Origin of the sequence: Acinetobacter sp. YH12236 (assembly GCF_013417645.1) — a bacterium.
In the GTDB taxonomy this organism is placed as follows: domain Bacteria; phylum Pseudomonadota; class Gammaproteobacteria; order Pseudomonadales; family Moraxellaceae; genus Acinetobacter.
The window spans coordinates 58,307-82,744 of the sequence record NZ_VPDM01000015.1; the positions used below are offsets into that span (position 1 = coordinate 58,307).

27 protein-coding genes are annotated in these 24,438 nt (G+C 44.2%); 17 read left to right on the top strand and 10 right to left on the bottom strand.

From position 1 onward, the window contains the following. Nucleotides 1-8 precede the first annotated feature (8 nt). Complete coding sequence (locus FTV14_RS08545) at nt 9-1,736, top strand: ABC transporter ATP-binding protein (protein WP_180053767.1); 1,728 nt, start codon at nt 9-11, stop codon at nt 1,734-1,736. Nucleotides 1,737-1,783: 47 nt separating this feature from the next. On the opposite strand, the gene FTV14_RS08550 is transcribed toward FTV14_RS08545, so the two are convergent. The 4 genes from FTV14_RS08550 to FTV14_RS08565 all read right to left on the bottom strand — a co-directional run bounded on the left by FTV14_RS08550 (nt 1,784) and on the right by FTV14_RS08565 (nt 4,831). After that, a complete protein-coding gene (locus FTV14_RS08550) occupies nt 1,784-2,284 on the bottom strand; it encodes a hypothetical protein (RefSeq protein WP_166136674.1) in 501 nt (166 codons plus the stop codon). A gap of 79 nt (nt 2,285-2,363) precedes the next feature. After that, entirely contained in the window at nt 2,364-3,407 is a 1,044-nt protein-coding gene (rluB, locus tag FTV14_RS08555) for a 23S rRNA pseudouridine(2605) synthase RluB (protein ID WP_004783318.1), read from the bottom strand. 42 nt (nt 3,408-3,449) lie between these two features. Further along, entirely contained in the window at nt 3,450-4,040 is a 591-nt protein-coding gene (scpB, locus tag FTV14_RS08560) for an SMC-Scp complex subunit ScpB (RefSeq protein WP_005234269.1), read from the bottom strand. Beyond that, nucleotides 4,037-4,831 (bottom strand): ScpA family protein, encoded by a 795-nt coding sequence (locus FTV14_RS08565; protein ID WP_180047965.1) that lies wholly within the window; start codon nt 4,829-4,831, stop codon nt 4,037-4,039. Before FTV14_RS08565 ends, scpB begins: the two co-directional genes overlap by 4 nt. Nucleotides 4,832-5,280: 449 nt before the next feature. On the opposite strand from FTV14_RS08565, the gene FTV14_RS08570 reads away from it, so the two are divergent. Continuing rightward, on the top strand, nt 5,281-5,844 hold the full coding sequence (locus FTV14_RS08570; protein WP_125278774.1) for a hypothetical protein: 564 nt from the start codon (nt 5,281-5,283) through the stop codon (nt 5,842-5,844). A 26-nt stretch (nt 5,845-5,870) separates the two neighbouring features. On the opposite strand, the gene FTV14_RS08575 is transcribed toward FTV14_RS08570, so the two are convergent. The 3 genes from FTV14_RS08575 to FTV14_RS08585 all read right to left on the bottom strand — a co-directional run bounded on the left by FTV14_RS08575 (nt 5,871) and on the right by FTV14_RS08585 (nt 7,546). Then, nucleotides 5,871-6,143, bottom strand: coding sequence for a hypothetical protein (locus FTV14_RS08575; RefSeq protein ID WP_125278773.1), 273 nt, complete (start codon nt 6,141-6,143; stop codon nt 5,871-5,873). Nucleotides 6,144-6,181: 38 nt separating this feature from the next. Further along, nucleotides 6,182-6,799 (bottom strand): L-threonylcarbamoyladenylate synthase, encoded by a 618-nt coding sequence (locus tag FTV14_RS08580; RefSeq protein ID WP_004783309.1) that lies wholly within the window; start codon nt 6,797-6,799, stop codon nt 6,182-6,184. An 84-nt stretch (nt 6,800-6,883) separates the two neighbouring features. Further along, entirely contained in the window at nt 6,884-7,546 is a 663-nt protein-coding gene (locus FTV14_RS08585; protein ID WP_125278772.1) for an elongation factor P hydroxylase, read from the bottom strand. A gap of 99 nt (nt 7,547-7,645) precedes the next feature. Here FTV14_RS08585 and FTV14_RS08590 point away from each other — a divergent pair, with 99 nt between their 5' ends. The 6 genes from FTV14_RS08590 (at nt 7,646) to lysM (ending at nt 11,441) form a co-directional block, all read left to right on the top strand. Next, entirely contained in the window at nt 7,646-8,203 is a 558-nt protein-coding gene (locus tag FTV14_RS08590) for a DUF177 domain-containing protein (protein ID WP_004783305.1), read from the top strand. Nucleotides 8,204-8,280: 77 nt separating this feature from the next. Beyond that, the gene (gene rpmF, locus FTV14_RS08595; protein ID WP_004783304.1) at nt 8,281-8,463 is read left to right on the top strand and encodes a 50S ribosomal protein L32; all 183 of its coding nucleotides are present in this window, start codon (nt 8,281-8,283) and stop codon (nt 8,461-8,463) included. Between the two features lie 245 nt (nt 8,464-8,708). After that, nucleotides 8,709-9,695: an ACP S-malonyltransferase gene (gene fabD, locus FTV14_RS08600; protein ID WP_180053768.1), complete on the top strand. Its 987-nt coding sequence runs from the start codon at nt 8,709-8,711 to the stop codon at nt 9,693-9,695. After that, a complete protein-coding gene (gene fabG / locus FTV14_RS08605) occupies nt 9,692-10,426 on the top strand; it encodes a 3-oxoacyl-ACP reductase FabG (RefSeq protein WP_159123542.1) in 735 nt (244 codons plus the stop codon). Before fabD ends, fabG begins: the two co-directional genes overlap by 4 nt. A gap of 86 nt (nt 10,427-10,512) precedes the next feature. Next, complete coding sequence (gene acpP, locus FTV14_RS08610) at nt 10,513-10,749, top strand: acyl carrier protein (RefSeq protein WP_004783299.1); 237 nt, start codon at nt 10,513-10,515, stop codon at nt 10,747-10,749. Nucleotides 10,750-10,931: 182 nt separating this feature from the next. Next, nucleotides 10,932-11,441 carry a peptidoglycan-binding protein LysM gene (gene lysM / locus FTV14_RS08615; RefSeq protein WP_034701613.1) on the top strand — a complete coding sequence of 170 codons (510 nt, stop codon included), beginning with the start codon at nt 10,932-10,934 and terminating at the stop codon, nt 11,439-11,441. A gap of 124 nt (nt 11,442-11,565) precedes the next feature. Here the strand turns inward: lysM and FTV14_RS08620 are convergent, their stop codons facing one another. After that, on the bottom strand, nt 11,566-12,033 hold the full coding sequence (locus tag FTV14_RS08620; protein WP_180002408.1) for an Lrp/AsnC ligand binding domain-containing protein: 468 nt from the start codon (nt 12,031-12,033) through the stop codon (nt 11,566-11,568). A gap of 140 nt (nt 12,034-12,173) precedes the next feature. Between FTV14_RS08620 and FTV14_RS08625 the strand changes: the two genes are divergently transcribed. The 4 genes from FTV14_RS08625 (at nt 12,174) to FTV14_RS08640 (ending at nt 16,574) form a co-directional block, all read left to right on the top strand. After that, nucleotides 12,174-13,433, top strand: a complete 1,260-nt coding sequence (locus tag FTV14_RS08625) for a D-amino acid dehydrogenase (protein ID WP_034701616.1) — start codon at nt 12,174-12,176, stop codon at nt 13,431-13,433. Between the two features lie 35 nt (nt 13,434-13,468). Next, entirely contained in the window at nt 13,469-14,581 is a 1,113-nt protein-coding gene (alr, locus tag FTV14_RS08630; protein ID WP_180053769.1) for an alanine racemase, read from the top strand. Nucleotides 14,582-14,619: 38 nt separating this feature from the next. Then, nucleotides 14,620-14,982: a RidA family protein gene (locus tag FTV14_RS08635; RefSeq protein ID WP_180053770.1), complete on the top strand. Its 363-nt coding sequence runs from the start codon at nt 14,620-14,622 to the stop codon at nt 14,980-14,982. 152 nt (nt 14,983-15,134) lie between these two features. After that, entirely contained in the window at nt 15,135-16,574 is a 1,440-nt protein-coding gene (locus tag FTV14_RS08640; protein ID WP_180053771.1) for an amino acid permease, read from the top strand. Between the two features lie 54 nt (nt 16,575-16,628). On the opposite strand, the gene FTV14_RS08645 is transcribed toward FTV14_RS08640, so the two are convergent. Together FTV14_RS08645 and FTV14_RS08650 are read right to left on the bottom strand one after the other, a co-directional pair. Then, nucleotides 16,629-17,081 (bottom strand): CopD family protein, encoded by a 453-nt coding sequence (locus FTV14_RS08645; RefSeq protein WP_179992879.1) that lies wholly within the window; start codon nt 17,079-17,081, stop codon nt 16,629-16,631. A 23-nt stretch (nt 17,082-17,104) separates the two neighbouring features. Next, entirely contained in the window at nt 17,105-18,334 is a 1,230-nt protein-coding gene (locus tag FTV14_RS08650; protein WP_005234293.1) for a beta-ketoacyl synthase N-terminal-like domain-containing protein, read from the bottom strand. A gap of 275 nt (nt 18,335-18,609) precedes the next feature. Here FTV14_RS08650 and FTV14_RS08655 point away from each other — a divergent pair, with 275 nt between their 5' ends. From FTV14_RS08655 to FTV14_RS08675, 5 genes are all read left to right on the top strand, one after another. After that, on the top strand, nt 18,610-20,112 hold the full coding sequence (locus tag FTV14_RS08655) for an EcsC family protein (RefSeq protein WP_180053772.1): 1,503 nt from the start codon (nt 18,610-18,612) through the stop codon (nt 20,110-20,112). Between the two features lie 155 nt (nt 20,113-20,267). Next, nucleotides 20,268-20,642: a 30S ribosomal protein S12 gene (gene rpsL / locus FTV14_RS08660; RefSeq protein WP_004783283.1), complete on the top strand. Its 375-nt coding sequence runs from the start codon at nt 20,268-20,270 to the stop codon at nt 20,640-20,642. A 180-nt stretch (nt 20,643-20,822) separates the two neighbouring features. Next, on the top strand, nt 20,823-21,293 hold the full coding sequence (rpsG, locus tag FTV14_RS08665; protein WP_004783282.1) for a 30S ribosomal protein S7: 471 nt from the start codon (nt 20,823-20,825) through the stop codon (nt 21,291-21,293). Between the two features lie 131 nt (nt 21,294-21,424). Beyond that, on the top strand, nt 21,425-23,560 hold the full coding sequence (fusA, locus tag FTV14_RS08670; protein ID WP_159123545.1) for an elongation factor G: 2,136 nt from the start codon (nt 21,425-21,427) through the stop codon (nt 23,558-23,560). 94 nt (nt 23,561-23,654) lie between these two features. Beyond that, nucleotides 23,655-24,438: elongation factor Tu (locus FTV14_RS08675; RefSeq protein ID WP_180053773.1), on the top strand; the 784-nt coding region annotated here is incomplete at its 3' end.

A 24,438-nucleotide genomic window follows, 5' to 3' on the forward strand; every position in this document is an offset into this window, starting at 1 on the left:
GCGCAGCGATGTCTGAAATGAATCCAAGCACAGCACCCGCGTTACTTCGCGTAGATAACTTACGTGTCAGTTTTAAAGGTGAAAATAAACAGTATGTGGAAACGGTCAAAGGAATTTCATTTGAAATTCCGGCCAATACCACAGTGGCGTTAGTCGGTGAATCCGGAAGTGGTAAATCTGTGACTTCATTAGCAGTGATGGGACTTTTGGCGCCAGAAAATTCTAAGGTCGCTGAAGACAGTCAGATCCTGTTTGAAGGTCGGGACTTATTGAAACTTAAGTCGAGTGAAATGCGTCAGATCTGTGGCAAAGAAATTGCCATGATCTTCCAGGAACCGATGTCCTCATTAAATCCGGTGTTTACCGTAGGCATGCAGATTTCTGAAATTCTACGCCTGCATTTGGGCATGAATAAAAAGCAGGCCCGTCAAAGAACACTGGAACTTTTGCAGGAAGTCGGTATTCCTTCACCGGAAACCAAGATTGATGCTTATCCGAGTCAGTTATCTGGTGGACAGCAGCAACGGGTCATGATTGCCATGGCCATTGCCTGTGAACCGAAACTCTTGATTGCTGATGAACCAACGACGGCATTAGATGTGACTATCCAGAAACAGATTCTGGACCTGCTTGAATCCTTGCGTCAGCGCCGTCAAATGTCGATGTTATTCATCAGTCATGACCTAGCGGTAGTTGGTGAAATTGCGGATCAGGTCATTGTAATGCGTTATGGCGAGATTCGTGAGCAAGGTTCGGTGACAGAAGTCCTGAACAATCCTCAGGATATTTATACCCAAGCCTTGTTGCATTGCCGTCCACAGCTGTCGCACCGTCCTTTGCGTTTGCCGGTGATTAGCGACTTTATGAAACAGGATAGTCTGGCGCATGACCTGCATGCGAACGCTCCGCTACAACAGGAGCGTTCTCGTGGTTTAAAAGGTAATGAAGAGATTATTCTGGATGTGCGCGATCTGAAAAAATCTTTCTATAGCCGTAAAGGCCTATTTGGCAAAGATGAATTTCAGGCCGTGAAAGGGGTGTCTTTTCAGCTGGCTAAAGGTAAAACCTTAGGACTGGTTGGTGAATCAGGCTCTGGCAAAACTACAATCGGTTTGCTATTGATGCGTTTACAGCAGGCCACAGGCGGCAAGGCGTTGTTTCAGGGTAAAGATATCTTGTCGATGACGGAAAAAGAGTTTACGGCCTATCAACGTAAAATTCAGATCATTTTCCAGAATCCGTATGCTTCGCTGAATCCGCGTTTTACCGTGGGACAAATCCTGATGGAGCCGATGCAGATTCATCATATTGGCAAGGATGATGCAGAACGTAAACAGATGGCACTTGATTTATTAGAAAGGGTCAGCTTACCGGCTCAGGCCTTCTATCGCTATCCACATGAGTTTTCAGGTGGCCAGCGTCAGCGGATTGCAATTGCACGCTGTCTGACCTTAAAGCCTGAGATTTTGATCTGTGATGAATCAGTGTCCGCACTGGATGTATCCGTACAGGCGCAGGTACTGAACTTATTGCAGGATTTACAGGATGAGTTTAGTCTGAGTTATATCTTTATTTCGCATGATTTGTCAGTAGTGAAATATATTGCTGATCGGATCATGGTGCTAAATCATGGTGATCTGGTGGAAATTGCCAACTCAGATGACCTGTATCAGTCTCCGCAACACGACTATACCAAGCGTCTGCTAAGTGCGATTCCCCAGGGTATTCCGCAGTAACTTGCTAAAGCACGAAATAAAAAAATGTCCACATTGCTGGGCATTTTTTATGATGGGAATTCACTTTCAGGAAATCGCTGAGCCAACTGCTCATATATTAATTTTTGGTCTAGCATATTAAATTGACTGAGATTAAGATCATAGTTTTGTGCCGCTGTATGTAAGCGGAGCAATACCATTTGATGCTGGTCATTGGGAGGAATTGCAATATATTCAAGCTGCTGAACTTCACTCAATTTACATACCTTGCGGTAAGGATGCTCAAAGAGAAACCAGTAGATACTATGCTCAGAAATGACCAGTGCCCGGTATGTTTTTATAAGATGGATGACAAGAACCAATAAGAGGGAGGAACCGATTAGGATACAGGTCCATAGATCCAGCACTTGCAAAGGATGCGTACTAAAATCACGAATAAAATGAAAATCACTAAAAGGGATAGGGCTGCGCTCTGGATCAGCTCTTTGCCAGATGTTGTAATGAACCAGCATAAAATGGATCAGCATCAATATATAGAAGCCGTAAAGCCGGTTAGTCTTAGTAGACATAGGTTTATAATATTGGTTTGTCATTATTATTGTTCTTGCAAAAAAAGAGCCACCGAAGTGACTCTATCTTATTCAAAGCTTAGAACTTTTTAAAGCCTTTATTCGCACCATATAAACCGCGTGGTGCATTACCTTCACGGTTTTCGCGGCGGCCAAACTGGTTGTCTTCACGGTTGTCACGACGTGCAAACTGGGTGCCATTCTGGTTTTCACGACGACCAAAGCCTTGATCATCGCGACGTTCACGGTTGTTGTATTGCGGCTGCTGCTCATCGGTATCACGGCGTTGCTGACGCAAGTAACCACCACGGCGCGCTGCCATTGGTTTTTCCTGCATACGCTCATTACGACGTTTCGCCATGCCGAATAAGCCGGTACCTTGACGCGGTTTCAGCTCAACTGATTTGGTCAGGTTATCGATATCCTGTTTATCCAGTTCAATCCAGCGACCTGTACGAAGTTCACGTGGCAGAATCACGGTACCGTAACGGGTACGTAATAAACGGCTGACTTTCAGGCCTTGTGATTCAAAGATACGACGAACCTCACGGTTACGACCTTCTTTCACGACAACTTGATACCAACGGTTGATCCCGTCACCACCCAGTTCAGAGAATGATTCAAACTTCGCAGGACCATCATCTAGCACCACGCCTTTCAGCATGTTGTTTTTCAGTTGTGGAGTCACTTCACCCATGACACGAACCGCATATTCACGTTCGATTTCATTTGATGGGTGCATTAAACGATTCGCTAGTTCACCGTCATTTGTGAACAGTAACAGACCGGTCGAGTTAATATCCAGACGGCCGACCATTACCCAGCGATCGCCTTGAATTGATGGCAGGTTGTCAAATACTGTTGGACGCTGTTCAGGATCATTACGTGAACAGATTTCGCCTTCTGGCTTATAGTAAATCAGGACACGACGACGGATTTCGTCTTCGATCTGGAACTGCACTTTACGACCATCGATGCGAAGCTCATCACCCGGTTCGATTCGTTCACCCACTTGGGCAATCTGCCCATTCACACTCACACGACCTGCGGCAATGACTTCTTCCATATAACGGCGAGAACCCAAACCAACACGTGCAAGCACCTTTTGCAACTTTTCACTCATGACAGCATAACCTTAGAAATAATTATTCAACAGTTCACCTATTTATGACTTCGGTGCATTCGCATCGAGCGCCATAAAAGCTTCCTTGGCATCCTGCAGGGGAGGCAATTGGCCTAAAGAATTTAAGCCAAACGCATTTAAAAATTGTGGCGTTGTCACTAACAACGCAGGTCTTCCAGGGAGTTCACGAAAGCCGGATTCTTTAATCCAGTTCCAGTCAAACAGCGTACGCAAAATCTGACTGTTATTCGTGACACCACGAATTTGTTCAATATCAGCTCGGGTCACTGGCTGATGATAAGCAATCACCGCAAGCATCTCCAGTAATGAAGGTGACAGGCGTGTCGGTCGCTCGGGCCAGGTCTGTGCAATAATATTACGATATTTTACACGCACTTGAAAACGGTAACCTTGCACAGTTTCAACCAGTTCAATAGAACGGCCATGCATCAGCATGGAAAGCTGTTGTAAATACTGGCGCAGCTCCTGCTTGCTATAGCGATCCTGAAATGCTTCTTTCAGTCGAGCTAAGGAAACTGGGGAGTCACTGGCAAAAATAATGGCTTCCAGCTGCATCAGAATTTCATGCAGATTATCTTCCGCAGACAAGGAGATATTGTGTTCTGTGTTCATACGTGTGCTCCTTGAATTGCGAGCGGTGCCTCAATGCCTGAGGCAATAATTTGAATTTTTTGCTGGCGGGTAAGTTCTAGCACGGCCATAAAGGTCACGACTACACCCATGCGTCCCTGACTTGGCTTGAGTAAGTTATCAAAAGACAAGACTTCACCGGATTCCAGACAGCTTTCAATATAGGCAATCCGTTCTTCCAGTAAAACAGGCTCCTGTTGCACCTGATGAATGACCGGTTCAGGACGGTTAAAGACGCAAAGCAAGGCATCACGCAGCAGATCAGCACTATGGCCTTCATTGGGTTGGATAAACTCGCCTAAGTGAACATTGGTCTCAAAGGTATCACGTTCCAGAATCGTCATCTGACCCAGACGTTCTGCAGCCTGCTTGATCCGTAAATAATTTTCCAGGCGCTCAATCAGGTCTTGTTTTGGATCCTGTTCAACCGCAGCCACGCTTTTCGGTTTAGGTAACAATAAACGAGATTTGAGATCGGCCAGTAAAGCAGCCATCACCATATAATCCGCGGTTAGTTCAATATTCAGGGATTTCATCGCATCCATATAGGACAGATATTGGGAGGCAATGGGCGCGATATCAACCTGTAACAGGTCAAAACCATTTTTCTGGATCAGGTAGATTAAAAAGTCGAGGGGGCCTTCAAAATGTTCTAACAGAATTTCAAACGCTGCTGGAGGAATATACAGATCCTCTGGAATCGTATTTTGCCATTCATCCAGAACCCGGATGTTTGGAGCAGATTCCATAGCGTTATGGGGCATTTGAGTCATTACAATTATAAGCCACGCGAATTTTCAAAGGCATGAAATGGCTTATTCCCCGAGCTCTTGTCAGGAGAAAAAGCACATAATTTAGTAGTTGGCATTGTACTGGAAAATTGTCGTTAAATAAAATAGATATGCATTCAAAAGCAAAAAATCCATATTTATTTAAGGGGAAATTTTATTTTTTTAATTGGGTAAAACGCACAAGTCTGATATTAAACAGCATATTAGCTAAAATTAAATACAATATAGCCTGAGTGGCTTAAGAAACTGTAACTTCATATAGAGAATTTTTAAAAGATTCTCAACACCTATTAAATAGTGACTGAGTTAAAGCTCATCAGGAAATATGTGATAAAAATAAGAAAAAATAGTTATCTATCGCCTAAAAAATAAACTAATATAGCCAAAAAAATATTGATAAATAACAATCATAGATCAGGTTAATTATAAAAATGCCAATCATACTTGTGTTAATCGGCGTCATCGGCTTAGGGGTATTCTGGGGCTATCCTCAATATCAGCTCATGCAGCTTGAAAATGAAATGCGTACCAATCTGAAGTCTGGCGGCTTTTCCAGCTTTGTCGAGCAGGCCAAACCAGTGATGCAGGCCATGAAACTGGATTTTAGCGTACTGGACCAGTATCCTCATATTCGTTTCTATATGCGTAATACGCTTTATACGGGCAAAGATTTACCCGACGGTGTTACTGCAATGGTCAAAACCATGAGCTGTAATTCTATTGATTCTTTTAGGACTATGGAATCCACAGCCCGGACTGCGTTATTGAATGTGCTTGAAGAGGATCAAATCACTTTTCATGTTTCAGTCAAAAACAGGTTTGGTGCTGAACTTGCAACTCATCAGCAAAAACTGTCGGAATGTCCAAACTTCTTGCAGTTAAAACATTATAAAGAAGGTGATCCGTTACCCCCAATGCCAAGTTTGAATAATCAGGTTCCTTCGGTTGCACCAGCGGTCAGTACATCTACTCAGGAGCGTGCAGCGAGCTATTAAATCTTGGCATGCGTGATAAGGTTATTTTAATTCTGCTCTCGCAATACATATTCGATGATACGTTGGCAGGTAGCTGCCAGACAAACATTGCTTGTTGAATAAACTTGTAGAAGTTTTCTTGCCATCGCGATCTCAAGAAAGTATGAGTATTCAATATTGTTGATATTCAGATTTAATTCTGGCTTGGAATTTTTATCGATAGATATTGCCTTGGATTCCAGTGTCCAAGGCAATTCAGCATAGATCAGATGATCGGCAGGAAATTCATTCAGGTTCAGGAGGATATAAAACAAATCCATTTTATTTTCTTCTGAGACTTCATTAGAAGCAGCTTTATTTATTCAAAAGCACTGACATCACCAACACCACGACGAATCACTTCAGGCTGATCTCCTGATAAATCCACAATAGAAGTCGTACTTAATGTGCCTAGTCCACTGTCGATAAACACATCAATACGCTTACCAAGCTGCATTTCAATGTCATAAGGATCATCTAAAGGATCCGTCTGGTCTGGCAGGATGAGCGTTGAAGTGAGCAGCGGTTCGCCCAGCTCTTGAAGCAGCATCTGACACACAGGATTGGTAGGGATACGCAAACCAATGGTTTTTTTCTTTGGATGCATTAAACGTTTAGGCACTTCGCTGGTTGCCGGAAGAATAAACGTGGTCACAGCAGGTGTATTATTTTTCAGCAAACGATAGACGGCATTGTCGACTTTGGCATAAGTCGCAAGATCGGATAAGTCACAGCAGATAATGGCATATTGGTGCTTAGGTCCTAGACCACGAATCTGTGCGATTCGCTCCATCGCATGTTTATTCCCGATCTGGCAGCCAATCGCATAGGCTGCATCGGTCGGATAAACCACAACATCACCGGCACGAATACGTTCTACTGCCTGACTGATCAGACGAGCTTGCGGATTATCCGGGTGTACACGTAAATGCAGCATAAATATTCCTCCCAACCTGCCCTAAACTTATTATGAAATGCCTTTGTATAAAGTAACAATGACAAACAGGTAGATTTGTGTAATTTAATCAAGCATTTCACGTTGAAATTCATCAGATTGTAAACTTTTGCCCGCACGGGTGCAGACACAGATACAATCAATGAAACGTTTGGCATCACGTGGCAGTTTGGCTTCACCACTAAAATAGCGTTGTACCTGAGCATAAACATTATCTTTAAAGCTGGAGCCATCGCCACCATCGCCGGTTAAATTGTCCAGGGACACACGGAACTTACGGCCAAATGCTTTGGAAAACATCCATTCAATCGCTTGTGGCTTGATTTCGACCTGCTCAAATAATGCTTGCTGTTCCTTGGTGCGACCATCTGGCGCATACCAGTAGCCCAGATCTGGCAGCAGACGACGCTTGTCACCGGCAATGGTCCAGTGGCTGATTTCATGCAGGGCACTATTAAAGAAGCCATGCGCAAACTGAATTCGGGCAGGGCTATCTTTTGTTGCCGGGAAATACTCCGGTTCAAACTCACCACGGACTAAAGTGACATTTAGGTGGGAAAACCAGTGATTAAAGTGTAAGATGAGCCAATCAACCTGTTCCGCTTCTGAGGATAAATTCGCCCACGGTAAGCGTTGCACTTGCTGTAGTGAGCTGTCAGAATCGGAGGTTGAAAGTGTGCTAACGAGTGATGAAACATTCACTTCTGTTTGCGGCTGCAACAGATGCATGACTGAAATTACCCAATTGGTCTGTCTAAAAATAAGTACAAAATTGTATCTTAATCTTTGACAGAGTTCTGATGAATTTGTAGAATTGCCGCCTTAATTATGTCAGCAAATACCTTTCCGGCACAGATTGAGCCGTTTAAATGGGCTGAACAGGGCTTTAAATGGTCAGGTCAACTGCCTTTATCCCGCTTTGTTCGTATTGCTCGTGAAGCTGTTGGATCAATTGATGATCAATTGATTAACATAGACTGTAAGCTATCAATGGATGCCTATCATCGCATTGCATGGTTGGATGGTCATGTTGAAACGAAAGTTCCAATGGAATGCCAGCGTTGTCTGGAGACCGTTGAAATCGAACTCGTTTCAGATTTTCATCTAGCTCTTGTGGATGATGAGTCACTGATAGAGCGCTTGGATGAGGATGCTGATTTCATCGTCTTAGGTGAAAGTGAAGCAACGACGAAGGGTTCATATGATGCACCTGCCACCGCTGACTTACTCGCACTGATAGAAGATGAATTGTTATTGTTGATGCCGCTGTCTCCTAAGCATGACGTTTGTGAGCATAAGCATCAACCTGCCGCAGAAGAAGTTGTTGAAGAAAAACGGGATAATCCGTTTGAAGTTTTGGCAGCTTTGAAGGGTAAACTTAACTAATTTTTGTGTTATACTCATGCGTATAAGACAATCGAATTTGTTCTGATCCATTTTTTCGATATTTGTAAGGAGCCATCATGGCCGTTCAGCAAAACCGTAAAAGTCGCTCTCGCCGTGACATGCGCCGTTCACATGACGCTTTAACTGAGAATGCATTAACTGTAGACCAAACTACTGGTGAAACTCATCGTCGTCACCACGTATCTAAAGATGGTATCTACCGTGGTCGTCAATTATTCGCTAAAGCATCTGCTGAATAATTGATGATGTATTAAGCGTTAAAGCTTAGTAGAAAAAATGGGAGCGTTAAGCTCCCTTTTTTTATGCCTGATTTTATGTTCAGGTTTTGCGGCCATCATGTGAAGTCGCGGTTTTTGTTGTATTTGGCAATTACCCAAGCCAAAATTACGTGTTAAATTGCGCTCCACAATGGGTAAGGTGATCTGATCGGCCAATTTTAGGTCTAAGAAAAGATTCGCACCTCTTGAATGAAAGGATTTTATTTATGTCTGCTAAACAACTCGAACAAGCAGCTCAAGCAACTAAAACTGCATTTGTGTTCCCAGGTCAGGGTTCACAAAAAGTCGGCATGCTCGCTGAACTTGCAGAACAGTTTAGTGGTATCCGCGATACATTTGCTGAAGCATCTGAAGCGGTGGGTTTTGATCTGTGGCAGATTGCACAGACGGGTGAAGGTCTGGATCAAACCGAATTTACTCAACCGGTACTATTAACAGCATCCATCGCATTATGGCGTGTATGGTTAGAGCTGGGTGGGGTAGCACCAAAATATATGGCGGGCCATTCACTCGGTGAATACAGCGCGTTAGTTGCAGCGGGTGCTTTAAGTCTGAGTGATGCAGTCAAGCTGGTGAACCTGCGTGGTAAGTTGATGCAAACTGCTGTACCTCAAGGCGTAGGTGCAATGGCAGCGATTCTGGGTCTGGATGATGCCAAAGTGATCGAGCTTTGTGCACAAGCAACAGCAGCAGGCGAAGGTTCAGTTGAAGCAGCCAACTATAATGCTCAGGGGCAAGTCGTAGTTGCCGGTAATAAAGAACGTGTAGAAGCCGTGATGGCACTGGCCAAAGAAAATGGCGGTAAAGCGATTGCACTGCCAGTTTCAGTTCCTTCACATTGTTCACTGATGAAACCTGCCGCTGAGCAGTTCGCAACAGCTTTGGAACAAACTGCCATTGAGATGCCACGCATACCTGTATTACAAAATGTAGGCGCAAAAGCAGCTGCGGACGTGAGTGAGCTTCGTCAGGCTTTGACTGAGCAGCTGTATGAGTCAGTACAATGGACTAAAACACTACAATTCCTTCAAGATGAAGGCGTTGAGTACATTGTAGAATGTGGCCCAGGTAATGTACTGGCCAATATGGCAAAACGTTTACCAAATATCGAAAAAGCACTTCCATTAGATACTCAATCTCGTCTGGAAGATGCGCTTAACACCGTATTGGTGGCAGAAGGGAAAATTGCATGACACAGGAACGTAAAGTTGCCTTGGTGACAGGTGCAAGCCGCGGCATTGGTGCTGCAATTGCACAACAATTAATTCAAGACGGTTATTTTGTCGTAGGTACTGCAACTTCTGAAGCGGGTGCAGAGAAACTTAACGTACAATTTGCTGAACATGGTGCCGGTAAAGTTTTAGATGTACGTGATGGTGCTGCGATTGATGCACTGGTCAGCGATATTGAGCAAAACTATGGTCCTGTGCTGGTACTGGTGAATAATGCCGGTATTACCAAAGACAATCTGTTATTGCGTATGTCGGAAGACGACTGGGATGATATTTTAAATATCCATCTGAAAGCTGTTTATCGTCTTTCTAAACGTGTGTTGAAAGGTATGACCAAAGCGCGTTTCGGCCGTATCATTAATATCAGTTCTGTGGTGGCGCATTTTGCTAACCCAGGTCAGGCGAACTATTCAGCTGCCAAAGCAGGTATTGAAGCATTTGGTCGCAGTCTGGCTAAAGAAATGGGTAGTCGTCAGATTACAGTCAATGCTGTTGCACCTGGCTTTATCGCAACTGAAATGACTGAACAGTTAAGTGAAGAAATTCGCAAAAAAATGAGTGATCAAGTGGCTTTAAACCGTTTAGGTGATCCACAAGATATCGCGAATGCCGTAAGTTTCCTGGCATCGGACAAAGCCAGTTACATTACAGGTACAGTCATTCACGTTAATGGTGGTTTATACATGAGCTAAACGGCACATGTATTAACTTTCCAAATTTTATAGATTCAATTAAACTAACGGCATTAAAAACGCCACAAGCAATGAGGAGAATTCCTGTGAGCGATATCGAACAACGCGTTAAACAAGCGGTTGCAGAACAACTTGGTATCAAAGTCGAAGAGATTAAAAACGAAGCATCTTTCATGGATGACTTAGGTGCTGACTCTCTAGACCTAGTTGAACTTGTTATGTCTTTCGAAAATGACTTCGACATCACTATTCCTGATGAAGATTCTAACGAAATCACAACTGTTCAATCTGCTATTGACTATGTTACTAAAAAACTTGGTTAATGCTGATTTTCAGCTTTGCTGAACCTAAAGACCACCGCAAGGTGGTTTTTTTGTGCCTGTAGAATAGATATAGGGTGATTTTACAATCGATAACCTTTTGCTTACCAATGACTAACTTTGTATCTGCTGCTTTCCTTGTACAAATAAGAATGATCTGATGAATAACAAGAATGGAGTCCACTATGGGTCTTTTTGATTTTGTAAAAGGCATTGGTAAAAAGAACACTGCAGCTGCGGAGCCACAACAAACACCTGCAGCAACTCAGCAAGCGCCTGCAGCTGCACCTAAGGCAGCACCGGCTGAACCTTCTGCACAGGAAATAGCAAATAAGTTGTTAGGTCATGTCAAAAGCCTAGGACTGCCAATTACAGGATTGTCGATCAGCTATAACTCAACCTCAGATCTGGCAACCGTACGCGGACAGGTACAAAGTCAGGCGGATCGTGAAAAGATTATTTTAGCGGTAGGAAATGTTGATCATGTCGCTAAAGTGGATGACCAGCTGACTGTGGCGAATCCGGAACCTGAAAGTAAGTTCTATACGGTTAAATCGGGTGATACTTTGTCTAAAATTTCGAAAGAGTTTTATGGTGATGCCAATCAGTACAACAAGATTTTCGAGGCGAATCGCCCTTTACTGAAAAATGCGGATGATATTTTCCCGGGTCAGGTACTACGTATTCCTGCCTAGTTTTAAATAATCATCAATATAAATAATAAAATTTTATTTTAAACTTATCTGATTCAGATAAACGGTTCACAACAAAGCCCCTTATGGGGTTTTGTTGTGTCTACCACTTGAACTCGGGTCAGAATTAGATTCCTACATCCAGATATGAACTTTCCTTTACTTCTTCCATCACCACATAACTATGTGAGGAAGCAGAAGAGGGGAGCTTTTTTAATAAATCCCCAAGCAGACGCCGGTAAGCACTCATTTCCTTTAGGCGGGCTTTCACCAGGTAATCAAAATCTCCCGAGATCAGATGACATTCCAGCACTTCAGGAATTTCACTTAAGTCACGCGCGACCTGTTCAAATACATCGCCCGATTTGGCAGAAAGTTTGATTTCCAGAAATACTAGTAAGTTCTTTTCCAGCTTTTCCGGATTGAGCCGGGCATGGTAACCCATGATGATTCCATCGCGTTCTAGCCGCTTCACTCGCTCGGAACAGGGTGTGGTGGAGAGGTTGACCTGAGAGGCGAGTTCACTGATTGCAATGCGTCCATCGCGCTGTAGGATATCTAAAATCATGCGATCAATGCGGTCTAATTTGCGCATCTATTATTCCCTTAATTTTTAAAAATGACGCGAAAAATCTAGTGAATTTACTGAATATATCAGTTTAAAACAGTGAAATTCACTATTGATCCAAAAATATACTGGTGAAATAAACTATAAATGTCATTGAGGGTAATGTCATGCGCGTAATTGTATTAGGTGGTGGTGTCATTGGTGTAACGAGTGCCTACTATCTTGCGCAGCAGGGAGCAGAAGTGACTGTCCTTGACCGTCAGGCAGGTCCGGCTGAAGAAACCAGTTTTGGCAATGCAGGCCAGATTTCTCCTGGTTATTCGACACCATGGGCAGCACCTGGCATTCCATTTAAAGCAGTGAAATGGATGTTCCAGCATCATGCACCATTGGCGATTAATGTTGATGGTAGTCTGTGGCAGCTACAGTGGATGGCCCAGATGCTCAAAAACTGTAATGCTCAACATTATGCAGTGAATAAAGAACGTATGGTGCGGGTCGCTGAATATAGCCGTGACTGTTTACGTAATCTACGTCGTGATATCGGCATCTCTTATGAAAACCGTTCTAAAGGAACCTTGCAGATTTTCCGTAAGGAAGCACAGCTCGATGCAGTGCAACGTGATATCGAAGTGCTGAAAGAAACCGGCGTGGATTTTGAGTTGCTGGATCGTGAGCAGCTAGCCAAAGTTGAACCGGCACTGGCAGAAGCCAAAGATAAACTGGTGGGTGGTCTGCATCTGCCAAATGATGAAACCGGTGATTGCTACTTGTTTACCAATGCGCTGGCCAATTACGCCAAAGGCATGGGCGTACAATTCAAGTTTAACCAGCATGTTGAAAAACTGCTGTTTGAAGGCGACCAGATCAAAGGTGTACTGGTCAATGGTCAGGTGTTGACCGCAGATAAATATGTGCTAGCTTTCGGCAGCTATTCCCGTGATTTCCTGAAGCCGCTGCATCTAGATCTGCCGGTGTATCCAGTCAAAGGTTATTCATTGACCATTCCAATTGTGGATCAGACTCATGCACCGCAATCGACTGTGCTGGATGAAACTTACAAGATTGCATTGACTCGATTTGATCAGCGCATCCGTGTCGGTGGTATGGCAGAACTGACAGGCTTTAATTTGGGCCTGAATGAGGATCGCCGTGCAACCTTGGAAATGGTCACTCGTGACCTGTTCCCGGGCGGTGATATGGCGCAGGCCAGTTTCTGGACCGGCTTACGTCCAATGACTCCGGATAGCACACCAATTATTGGACCGACACGCTTTAACAATCTGTTCCTGAATACTGGGCACGGTACTCTGGGCTGGACTATGGCATGTGGCTCAGGAAAGCTGATCAGTGATCTGGTACTGGGCCAAGCACCTGAGATTAGCACTGAAGGCTTGTCGCTGAATCGTTATCAGCAGGTTGCTTAAGCTTTTAAGGATTATCAGTTTCAGGGAAGAAATTTATGCCACGTCCAATACATGCGGTGATTCATCAACAGGCATTGCAACATAACCTGCAGATTGCACGTTCCTGTGCACCTCAAAGCCAGGTCTTTGCAGTGGTTAAAGCTGATGCTTATGGGCACGGTATTGAGCGAGTTTATGCCGCATTAAAAAGTGCCGATGGTTTTGCCTTTCTGGATCTTACTGAAGGAAAGCGTTTGCGTGCATTAGGCTGTGACAAGCCCTTATTGTTGCTGGAAGGCATTTTTGGCCTTGAAGATTTATTCGACTGTGCCAAGTATGGGATGAGTTTTGCAATTCATGCCCAGCATCAACTGGAATGGTTAAAAACCTTTGTCGACTTACAACCAGACGTACAGTTTGATGTCTTTTTAAAAATGAATAGCGGAATGAATCGGCTCGGTTTTTTACCTGAGCAGTATCCTGCCGCTTTGCAGGAATTAAAAAATATTCAGCAAGTGCGCTCTATCAGTCATATGACGCATTTTTCTGATGCGGATGGCATGCGACTTGGACAGGAAGGTATTGAACATCAACAGCTGGTCTTTACCGGAACCATTCAAAATCTGCCTGGCAAAACCTCACTCAGCAATAGTGCTGCCATTCTGCGTCATCATCAGCATATACAGTCAGACATTGTACGTAGCGGCATCATGCTTTACGGCAGCTCACCTGACTATCCCGCCCATACGATTGATCACTGGAACTTAAAGCCGACCATGAGTCTGCGTAGCGAACTGATCGCGATTCAGCAGGTTCGGGCAGGAGACAGCATTGGTTATGGCTCTACTTTTATAGTTGAGCAAGATATGCAGATTGGAATTGTGGCCTGTGGTTATGCGGATGGTTATCAGCGAATCACACAAACTGGAACACCAGTTTTGGTAGATGGGATTCGAACCCAAACGGTCGGTCGCGTCAGTATGGATATGCTGGCGGTTGATCTAGGTTCTGTACCTGATGCGCAGATTGGTAGCGAAGTTGTGCTGTGGGGACAATCCATACACGGCACAGTATTGCCGATTGATGAAGTGGCCGCGGGTTCGGGTACGGTTGGCTATGAGCTGATGTGTGCCATTACTCAACGTGTGCCCGTGCAGATTGAAAGCTAAAGATTAAACAAATATTAGAAATAAGAGAGGATAAAATTATGACGGAACATGCAGATATTCAGCGTTTGAACAGCAATCAGGTGATGAGTGCTGTCACCATTTATAATCAAACCGTGTATTTATCAGGGCAGGTGCCAGACAGCACCAGTCTGGATATTCGTGGTCAAACGCGTGAAGTGCTCATGAAGATTGATCAACTCCTTAAACTGGCAGGTACAGACAAAAGCCGTCTGTTATCTGCACAGCTCTTTGTTAAAAACTTGGAAGACTTTCAAACCGTCAATGCACTCTGGATTGAATGGCTCGAAGGATGTGGCACACCAGCACGCGCAACCATTCAGGCGGATCTGGTGAATCCCGCCTGGTTAATTGAAATTGCAGTGATTGCAGCACTCCCTTAAGTTGCTTCAGATTTTTATATCTCCCAACTTGATTTTGTAAGCACATCAGGCCTGATCATTTAATTCATTAAATGAAACTGCATCTGTAGTCAGGATTTCAGGAAGAAATCCGATCAGATAAGCGAGGGTCTGATGTGAAAAAGGAACTGAATATGAATACAGCCTCTTCTAAAAATGATGCATCATCATCTCCCCGTGAATTACAGCGTAAGCTCTCTAACCGACATTTGCAGTTAATTGCCATTGGTGGTGCCATTGGTACAGGCCTGTTTATGGGTTCTGGTAAAACGATTGCACTGGCAGGGCCTTCAATCTTGTTTATCTACATGATTATTGGAGCCATGTTCTTTTTCCTGATGCGTGCATTAGGGGAAATCCTGTTATCCAATTTGCACTATAAATCCTTCATTGATATGGCGCATGACCTGATTGGTCCGGGGGCTGGCTATTATATTGGCTGGTCGTACTGGCTGGGCTGGATTCTGGTCGGTATTGCCGACTTAGCGGCAATTATCAATTATCTGAATTTCTGGCTGCCACCCGATATGGCTTTTACACCCATGGGACAGGCCATGATCAGTGCGGGCTGTGTATTGCTGGTACTGGGAATTAACCTGCTGACCGTGAAGCTGTTTGGTGAAATCGAGTTCTGGTTCGCCCTGATTAAAATTCTGGCGATTCTGGGCCTGATTGTGATTGGCGGATATATGATCTTCAGCGACTTCCAGGCACCAAGTGGATCGGCTGCCAGCCTGACCAATGTCTGGGCCTATGATGGTATGTTCCCTAAGGGCACAATGGGCTTTCTGGCTGGTTTTCAGATTGCGATGTTTGCTTTTGTAGGGGTAGAGTTGCTGGGTACGATGGCGGCTGAAACCAAGGATCCAGAAAAGAACTTGCCTAAAGCAGTGAATGCGATTCCTACACGGATCATCTTGTTCTATGTATTGTCTCTGCTGGTGATTATGTCTGTAACGCCGTGGGTAGAAATTCCTGCTGATCAAAGTCCTTTTGTGACTCTTTTCTTGCATGCGGGTATTCCCGTATCAGCCATTATCATGAATCTGGTGGTGCTGTCTTCTGTAATGTCTTCCATGAACAGTGGCGTGTTCTCTACCAGCCGGATGCTGTTTGGGCTGGCACGTGATGGTCAGGCACCCCAGGCTTTGGCTGAGCTTTCAAGTCGTGCAGTTCCGGCTAAAGGTCTGTTATTTTCTTGTGCCTTTATTATGGCGGGTGCAGCTTTCCAGTATTTTGTGCCGAACACGATGGAAGCCTTTACGCTGGCCAGCTCACTCTGTGTGATTCTGTTTATCAGTATCTGGGGGCTGATTATGGTGTGTTATATCCGTTACCGTAAACAGCAACCTGAAAAACATGCCACTTCGACCTTCAAGATGCCGGGCGGAATCTGGATGTCCTATCTGGTGTTGATCTTCTTGTTCTTTGCCTTAGTTATTTTAAGTCTGGAAGCAGATACCATGAAGGCACTGATGATTAGTCCGCTGTGGTTGGTGATTCTGTTTACCACCTATCATACTTTGTATAAACCACGTCTTCGTAAACGTCAGCAAATTCTCTCCGGAGAATAAAGTGCAGACATAAAAAATCCCCGATCAATCGGGGATTTTTTATTTTAGGGAATTTTAGAAAGTAGGTTTTACCACCACTAAAATCACCACAGCAAATAAAATCAGCGTTGGCATTTCATTAAAGAAGCGCCAGAACTTGTGTGACTTGTAATGGGCATTTCCCATCAGTTTCTTACGATAATAACCACATACCAAATGGTAAATGACCAGCAAGCCAACCAAGCCGACTTTCAGATAGAACCATAAGGCTTCATGGTAATGACGCGTTGCATCACCCCAATCGACCAGAAAGTGTGCTGTGATCAGCGTGGCGACCATAGCTGGCCACATAATCCCGCGATACAGCTTGCGTTCCATAATTTCAAAGCGTTGATGACTTACGACATCTTCGCTCATGGCATGGTAGACATAAAGCCGTGGCAGATAGAACAATGCAGCAAACCAGCAAACCACAGCAATAATATGTAATGCTTTTACCCACAAGAAAGCATCAGAAGGAGCATCCATCAAGTCACCCTAAAATGGGCGGCTTAGCCTTCCCATTTTTTGAAAACGAGACAAGCATTTACGCCGCCGAAACCGAAACTGTTACTCATCACAGTATTCAATTTTGCGTCACGTTTTTCAAGTACGATATCAAATGGTTTTGCGCCTTCATCCAGTTCAGTCACGTTGATGTTTGGTGCAATAAAGTCATTTTGCATCATCAGGATAGAGTAGATCGCTTCCTGTACACCTGCAGCACCCAGGCTGTGACCTGTCATAGATTTAGTCGAGCTGAGTGGAGGAACCTGACCTTCACCGAAGGCACGTGCCATGGCTTTAAGTTCAGTAACATCACCTGCTGGAGTAGAAGTACCATGTGTATTCACATAGTCAATTTTATCTACACCATGCTGTTTGGCTTCTTCTAGAGCCATCAGGATACAACGTGTTGCACCTTCGCCAGATGGAGCAACCATGTCAGCACCATCAGAGTTGGCTGCATAAGCTACAACCTCAGCCAGAATATTCGCGCCACGTGCCTGAGCATGTTCCAGTGACTCAAGCACCACAAAACCGCCACCACCAGCAATCACGAAACCGTCACGGTCTGCTGAATATGGACGAGAAGCTGTTTCAGGTGTGTCGTTGTATTTAGAGCACAGTGCACCCATCGCATCAAACAGCAGGCTTTGAGACCAGTGATCTTCTTCGCCACCACCGGCAAGCATTAGATCCTGTTTGCCTAATTGAATCAGGTTATAAGCATAACCAATGGCATCGGCAGAAGTTGCGCAGGCGCTGGTAATCGAGTGGGCAATCCCTTGTAATTTGAATGCCACACCGACGTTTGCTGTAATGGTATTCGACATGTTACGTGGTACGAAGAATGGACCAACTTTGCGTGCGCCTTTTTCTTCCAGCAATTTTGTCATTTCTACTACAGAAGCTGTCGAGTTGCCACCTGAACCACCCGCAATACCATAACGTGGATTATTCGCCAGATCTTCCTGCTTTAAACCCGCATGCTCAACAGCAGCCACAGCAGCATTATAGGCATACATCGCGCACACGCCCATAAAGCGTTTCAGCTTACGGTCAATACCATCAAAATCCTGTTCAGCAGCAGCGCTAACATGACTCTTGAAATTCAGTTCAGCATAAGTCGGATTAAAACGTGTTCCTGAAATCCCGTTTTGTAAAGAGTGATTCACATCCTCTAATGTATTACCAATGCACGAGTTAATACCCATACCAGTGATGACAACACGTTTCATCTACAGATCCTTATAGTTTATCTCTGGGGCAGCGGGAGATATTTGGCGTTGATAAGACAGCAAAATATAGCGCTGACCCCTATTTCACAATGCAGAACATCATAGCAGAAAGATTTTTGAAATCTTATGGCAAATGTTATGCCGTGTGACAGTAGGTTGAGTTTATAAAGTACTGTGTAGAGCTTTTACTAAATGAAACAGAATAAGGTTGAGATAAATGCTGACTACACCTAGTATTTATACCAAATACAAGCACGTGCATGCTGAGGTAAAAAATGGTAAATGCTAATAATAAACAATCTAATGGTCTGATTTCGAATGCCTTTGGAGTGGCGAAAAAGTTCAGTTCAACAGGTTTGGAACTGTTAAATCATGTTGCACCAGATTCTGTGACTAAAACCTTCAATACCGATCATGCTGTTGATGGCTCGGCAAAAGTCAAAAGCCCTTTTGCTTCAAAAAAATATGAAAATCCTAAAGACATGCTACGCGAACATCTTCCAAATGTTTCCCGTCAGCTGCTGGGCCGTCGTTTTAATACCGTGAATAATGTCGCGCATTTTGTTTCTCCCCAGTTGGCCGACAAAGTATCTGACTACTTTTATAATCACCTGAATCAGTTCAGCAACCAGATGAGTTCGGTTGATGCCATCCTGAATGAAGCAGGGGCGAAGGATCTAGAAGAACTGACTCAGGATACTACGCGTTCACAACGCATTTCTCAGGCGTTTGCCGAACAAAATAAATGGATGGCGACAGTACAAGGTGCTGTAAGTGGCGTCACTGGCGTATTGGGAACCGCGATTGATATTCCAGCTTCTTTATTGATGGCACTGCGTACCATCTATCAAGTAGGACGTTCTTATGGTTTTGATCTGAGCAAGGAAGACGATCAGGAAATCGTACAGCATATCTTTAGACAGATTGATCTCAGTCTGATTGCAGAAAAGCAGGCGCTCTTAATGGGGCTTAAAGCGCTGAGCAGTACCTTAAAGACACATGACCTGTCCCAGCTACAGACCATGCTCGGGTCAAGCAATGATATAGAAACACTGAAAAAATGGCTCAGTAATCAGGATGGCAGCATGAAGTGGGAATGGATGAACCATTTTCCGAAACTGTCTTTATTAGAGCAGCTAACCAAACTGACTCCATTGGCAAGTGCAGGGATTGGTGCAGTCTATAGCCATCGCTTTGTGAATGATGTGAACCAGAAAGCTCAAGAAGTATTCTCGCATGCTCGTCAGTATTTGCAGCAGCATCAGGATCTAGGTTTGTCGCCATATGCTGCCTATGAAAAAGCCGTTGACCTGCTCCAGCAGGCGACCCCGAAGCTGATGGAAAATCTTGATCATTCAGCCGCTGATAAAGATAAGCCAATTCTGGATAAAGAAATCCCAATTGAAGGCAATCAAACCATCAAGCAAGTCAAACTGGTTAAGAAAGAGCAGGAAAGCTTGAGCCCGGAAGAAGCTGAAGTGAAAAAAGATGAAAAGGTCAGTGAAGGTCTGGATGAATTGACCGATAAACTGGTTGAACATGCCGACGCTAGACAGGAACAAAAACCGGCTATTCCAAAAGATTCTTTTGATGCAGATGCAGCCCTAGAAGAAGAGCTCGGCTTGCAGGAAAATGACACAGAAATGTTACAGGCAGCCGCTGAAGAAGAGACGGATACAAACAATCCAGAAAACTCCGAGACTGCAGACAAACAAACGCAAGCTAAGGAAACTACGGAAGATGTTACAAAAAATGCTGCCACGAAATCGAAAAAATAAGTGATTTTCGCCATAAAATAAACGCTTAAAGTCGAGATGCGATCGTGTTTTGCCTGACTTCGGCATATTGACCGATTTTGCATCTTGACATACAATTGCATGCCCTCAAAAAGTAGTATTTTTTTGGGGCTTTTTATTAACGGGAGAATTGCCACATGGCAACAACAAATCAGTTGATCCGTAAGGGTCGTACGACTTTAGTTGAAAAATCTAAAGTTCCTGCGTTGAAGGCTTGTCCACAGCGCCGTGGTGTTTGTACACGTGTTTACACAACTACACCTAAAAAACCTAACTCAGCAATGCGTAAAGTTTGCCGTGTTCGCTTAACTTCAGGTTTCGAAGTTTCTAGCTACATCGGTGGTGAAGGCCATAACCTACAAGAGCACAGTGTTGTTCTTATCCGTGGTGGTCGTGTTAAAGACTTACCAGGTGTACGTTACCATACCGTTCGTGGTTCTTTAGACTGTGCTGGTGTTAAAGATCGTAACCAAGCTCGTTCTAAATACGGTACTAAACGTCCTAAGAAATAATCTTTCGAGATTAAGCTCTTAGTTCGCTAGAACTGCAATCCTTTATCGTCTCGCTTGTCTGATTTCTGCATTTAATTTTGTGAAAATTCAAGCGACGTGTAGTAAGGCCAGCGAATGCACACGACACTTTGTGCTACTGCTGGATTAACCTGAAGTGTCATATTTATAGGTAGTTTTAAAATGCCAAGACGTCGCGTAGTCGCTGCTCGTGAAATCCTTCCGGATCCTAAGTTCAGCAGCCAAACAATCGCTAAATTCATGAACCACGTAATGCAAGATGGTAAAAAATCTATTGCTGAAAGTATCGTTTACGGTGCTTTAGACCGCGTTCAAGAAAAATCTAAAGTAGATCCAGTTGAATTTTTCGAGACTACTCTTGAAAAAGTTCGTCCTATGGTCGAAGTAAAAGCACGCCGTGTTGGTGGTGCTACATACCAGGTACCTATGGAAGTGCGCCCATCCCGTCGTACTGCCTTGGCTATGCGTTGGTTAGTAGATGCTGCTGCTAAGCGTTCTGAAAAAACTATGGCTTTACGTCTTGCTGGCGAGTTGCTTGATGCAGCTGAAGGTAAAGGCGCAGCGGTTAAAAAACGTGAAGATGTGCACCGTATGGCTGAAGCCAACAAAGCCTTCTCTCACTATCGCTTCTAAGCGGTTAAAACAGCCCCTATTCAGGAGGATGATGAGCCAGTTTTCGCTGTTTTGTCATCGAATCGCTTTAAGCTGCCCAGCAGCTTAAAGCGTCCTGTTTTAAACAACAAAATTTAGGAATGCAAGAAATCATGGCTCGTCAAACCCCAATTTCTCGTTACCGTAACATTGGTATCTCAGCGCACATTGACGCTGGTAAAACAACGACTTCTGAACGTATTTTGTTCTACACAGGTGAGAGCCACAAACTAGGTGAAACTCACGAAGGTTCGGCAACTACGGACTGGATGGAACAAGAGCAAGAACGTGGTATTACCATTACTTCAGCAGCTGTAACATGCTTCTGGAAAGGTATGGGCAACCAGTTCGAACAACACCGTATTAACGTTATTGACACCCCAGGACACGTTGACTTCACAATCGAAGTTGAGCGTTCTATGCGTGTTCTTGACGGTGCGTGTATGGTTTACTGTGCTGTAGGTGGTGTACAACCTCAGTCTGAAACTGTATGGCGTCAAGCGAACAAATATAAAGTTCCACGTATTGCGTTCGTTAACAAAATGGACCGTACTGGTGCGAACTTCTTCCGTGCGGTTGAACAAATGAAAACTCGCTTGGGTGCTAACCCAGTGCCAATCGTTGTTCCAATCGGTGCTGAAGAAAACTTCCAAGGTGTTGTTGACCTTATCGAAATGAAAGCGATTATCTGGGATGAAGCATCTCAAGGTATGAAGTTCGAATATGGCGACATCCCAGCTGACCTAGTTGATACTGCTAATGAATGGCGTACAAACATGGTTGAAGCAGCTGCGGAAGCATCTGAAGAGCTTATGGACAAATACCTTGAAGAAGGTGATTTGACGAAAGAAGAAATCGTAGCTGGTTTACGTACGCGTACGCTTGCAAACGAAATTCAACCGATGATGTGTGGTTCGGCGTTCAAAAACAAAGGTGTTCAACGTATGTTGGACGCAGTAATTGAATTCCTTCCAGCGCCGACTGACGTTGAAGCAATCAAAGGTATCTTAGACGACAAAGACGAAACTGAAGGTTCTCGTGAAGCGTCTGATGATGCACCGTTTGCTGCGTTAGCGTTCAAAATCATGAACGACAAATTCGTTGGTAACTTAACGTTCGTACGTGTTTACTCTGGTGTTCTTAAAGCGGGTAGCCCGGTTTATAACCCAGTGAAAATGAAACGTGAGCGTATCGGCCGTATCGTACAGATGCACGCAAATGACCGTCACGACATCGAAGAAATTCGTGCGGGCGACATCGCGGCATGTGTAGGTCTTAAAGATACAACGACTGGTGATACATTATGTGATGAAAACCACGTAATTACACTAGAGCGTATGGAATTCCCAGAGCCAGTAATTGCACTTGCAGTTGAGCCTAAAACTAAAGCTGACCAAGAAAAAATGTCAGTTGCTTTAGGTCGTTTGGCGAAAGAAGATCCATCGTTCCGCGTACGTACTGACGAAGAATCTGGTCAAACCATCATTGCTGGTATGGGTGAGCTTCACCTTGACATCATCGTTGACCGTATGAAACGTGAGTTCAACGTTGAAGCAAACATTGGTAAACCAATGGTTGCTTACCGTGAAACGATCAAAAAATCTGTTGAACAAGAAGGTAAATTCGTTCGTCAAACAGGTGGTAAAGGTAAATTTGGTCACGTATACGTACGTCTTGAGCCAATGGACCCTGAATCTGGTAAAGACTACGAGTTCGCTGAAGAAGTTGTCGGCGGTGTAGTACCGAAAGAATTCTTCGGTGCGGTTGACAAAGGTATCCAAGAACGTATGAAGAATGGTGTCCTTGCTGGTTACCCAGTAGTTGGCATCAAAGCGACATTGTTCGACGGTTCTTACCATGATGTCGACTCTGACGAATTATCGTTCAAAATGGCGGGTTCTTATGCCTTCCGTGACGGTTTCATGAAAGCAGATCCTGTTCTTCTTGAACCAATCATGAAAGTTGAAGTAGAAACTCCAGAAGACTACATGGGCGATATCATGGGTGACTTAAACCGTCGTCGTGGTATGGTTCAAGGTATGGACGATCTTCCTGGCGGTACTAAAGCAATCCGTGCTGAAGTTCCACTTTCTGAGATGTTTGGTTACGCAACTCACATGCGTTCTATGTCTCAAGGTCGTGCGACTTACTCTATGGAATTTGCTAAATATGCTGAAACTCCACGTAACGTGGCTGAAGGCATCATTGCTAAGTTCCAAGCTGGCGGCAAAAAAGGTGACGACGAGTAATCTTTCGATTACTATATTGCCTAACTAAATTTATAGTTAAAATCTAATACTCATGCAGGTTTACTGCATGAGTAATCTACAAAGGAAGATGAACATGGCTAAGGCTAAGTTTGAACGTAATAAGCCACACGTTAACGTGGGCACAATCGGTCACGTTGACCATGGTAAAACAACTTTAACAGCTGCGATTGCAACTGTATGTGCTAAAAAATTCGGTGGTGAAGCGAAAGACTACGCTGCAATCGACTCTGCACCAGAAGAAAAAGCACGTGGTATTACAATTAATACTTCACACGTAGAATACGATTCTCCAACTCGTCACTATGCTCACGTAGACTGCCCGGGCCACGCCGATTATGTTAAAAACATGATTACTGGTGCTGCTCAGATGGACGGTGCGATCCTTGTATGTGCTGCGACTGACGGTCCAATGCCACAAACTCGTGAACACATCCTGCTTTCTCGTCAGGTAGGTGTACCTTACATCGTTGTATTCTTGAACAAATGCGACCTTGTAGACGACGAAGAGCTTCTTGAACTGGTTGAAATGGAAGTTCGTGAACTTCTTTCTACTTACGACTTCCCAGGTGATGACACTCCTGTAATCCGTGGTTCAGCACTTGCTGCACTGAACGGTGAAGCTGGTCAATACGGTGAAGACGCAGTTGTAGCTCTTGTTGAAGCGCTTGACTCTTACATCCCAGAACCAGAACGTGCAATCGACCAAGCATTCTTGATGCCAATCGAAGATGTATTCTCAATTTCTGGCCGTGGTACAGTTGTAACTGGCCGTGTTGAAACTGGTATCATCAAAGTTGGTGAAGAAGTTGAAATCGTGGGTATCAAAGACACAGTTAAGACTACTGTAACTGGCGTTG

What these genes read in the sequence shown, in the direction of transcription:
- fusA (WP_159123545.1), top strand. Translation starts at nt 21,425, where the DNA reads ATGGCTCGTCAAACCCCAATTTCTCGTTACCGTAACATTGGTATCTCA.
- FTV14_RS08580 (WP_004783309.1), bottom strand. Translation starts at nt 6,799, where the DNA reads ATGCTGCATTTACGTGTACACCCGGATAATCCGCAAGCTCGTCTGATC.
- FTV14_RS08550 (WP_166136674.1), bottom strand. Translation starts at nt 2,284, where the DNA reads ATGTCTACTAAGACTAACCGGCTTTACGGCTTCTATATATTGATGCTG.
- FTV14_RS08625 (WP_034701616.1), top strand. Translation starts at nt 12,174, where the DNA reads ATGCGCGTAATTGTATTAGGTGGTGGTGTCATTGGTGTAACGAGTGCC.
- FTV14_RS08565 (WP_180047965.1), bottom strand. Translation starts at nt 4,831, where the DNA reads ATGACTCAAATGCCCCATAACGCTATGGAATCTGCTCCAAACATCCGG.
- fabG (WP_159123542.1), top strand. Translation starts at nt 9,692, where the DNA reads ATGACACAGGAACGTAAAGTTGCCTTGGTGACAGGTGCAAGCCGCGGC.
- fabD (WP_180053768.1), top strand. Translation starts at nt 8,709, where the DNA reads ATGTCTGCTAAACAACTCGAACAAGCAGCTCAAGCAACTAAAACTGCA.
- rpsG (WP_004783282.1), top strand. Translation starts at nt 20,823, where the DNA reads ATGCCAAGACGTCGCGTAGTCGCTGCTCGTGAAATCCTTCCGGATCCT.
- alr (WP_180053769.1), top strand. Translation starts at nt 13,469, where the DNA reads ATGCCACGTCCAATACATGCGGTGATTCATCAACAGGCATTGCAACAT.
- FTV14_RS08585 (WP_125278772.1), bottom strand. Translation starts at nt 7,546, where the DNA reads ATGCATCTGTTGCAGCCGCAAACAGAAGTGAATGTTTCATCACTCGTT.
- FTV14_RS08575 (WP_125278773.1), bottom strand. Translation starts at nt 6,143, where the DNA reads ATGGATTTGTTTTATATCCTCCTGAACCTGAATGAATTTCCTGCCGAT.
- FTV14_RS08640 (WP_180053771.1), top strand. Translation starts at nt 15,135, where the DNA reads ATGAATACAGCCTCTTCTAAAAATGATGCATCATCATCTCCCCGTGAA.
- rluB (WP_004783318.1), bottom strand. Translation starts at nt 3,407, where the DNA reads ATGAGTGAAAAGTTGCAAAAGGTGCTTGCACGTGTTGGTTTGGGTTCT.
- FTV14_RS08655 (WP_180053772.1), top strand. Translation starts at nt 18,610, where the DNA reads ATGGTAAATGCTAATAATAAACAATCTAATGGTCTGATTTCGAATGCC.
- scpB (WP_005234269.1), bottom strand. Translation starts at nt 4,040, where the DNA reads ATGAACACAGAACACAATATCTCCTTGTCTGCGGAAGATAATCTGCAT.
- FTV14_RS08635 (WP_180053770.1), top strand. Translation starts at nt 14,620, where the DNA reads ATGACGGAACATGCAGATATTCAGCGTTTGAACAGCAATCAGGTGATG.
- FTV14_RS08645 (WP_179992879.1), bottom strand. Translation starts at nt 17,081, where the DNA reads ATGGATGCTCCTTCTGATGCTTTCTTGTGGGTAAAAGCATTACATATT.
- rpsL (WP_004783283.1), top strand. Translation starts at nt 20,268, where the DNA reads ATGGCAACAACAAATCAGTTGATCCGTAAGGGTCGTACGACTTTAGTT.
- FTV14_RS08650 (WP_005234293.1), bottom strand. Translation starts at nt 18,334, where the DNA reads ATGAAACGTGTTGTCATCACTGGTATGGGTATTAACTCGTGCATTGGT.
- rpmF (WP_004783304.1), top strand. Translation starts at nt 8,281, where the DNA reads ATGGCCGTTCAGCAAAACCGTAAAAGTCGCTCTCGCCGTGACATGCGC.
- FTV14_RS08570 (WP_125278774.1), top strand. Translation starts at nt 5,281, where the DNA reads ATGCCAATCATACTTGTGTTAATCGGCGTCATCGGCTTAGGGGTATTC.
- lysM (WP_034701613.1), top strand. Translation starts at nt 10,932, where the DNA reads ATGGGTCTTTTTGATTTTGTAAAAGGCATTGGTAAAAAGAACACTGCA.
- FTV14_RS08590 (WP_004783305.1), top strand. Translation starts at nt 7,646, where the DNA reads ATGTCAGCAAATACCTTTCCGGCACAGATTGAGCCGTTTAAATGGGCT.
- FTV14_RS08620 (WP_180002408.1), bottom strand. Translation starts at nt 12,033, where the DNA reads ATGCGCAAATTAGACCGCATTGATCGCATGATTTTAGATATCCTACAG.
- FTV14_RS08545 (WP_180053767.1), top strand. Translation starts at nt 9, where the DNA reads ATGTCTGAAATGAATCCAAGCACAGCACCCGCGTTACTTCGCGTAGAT.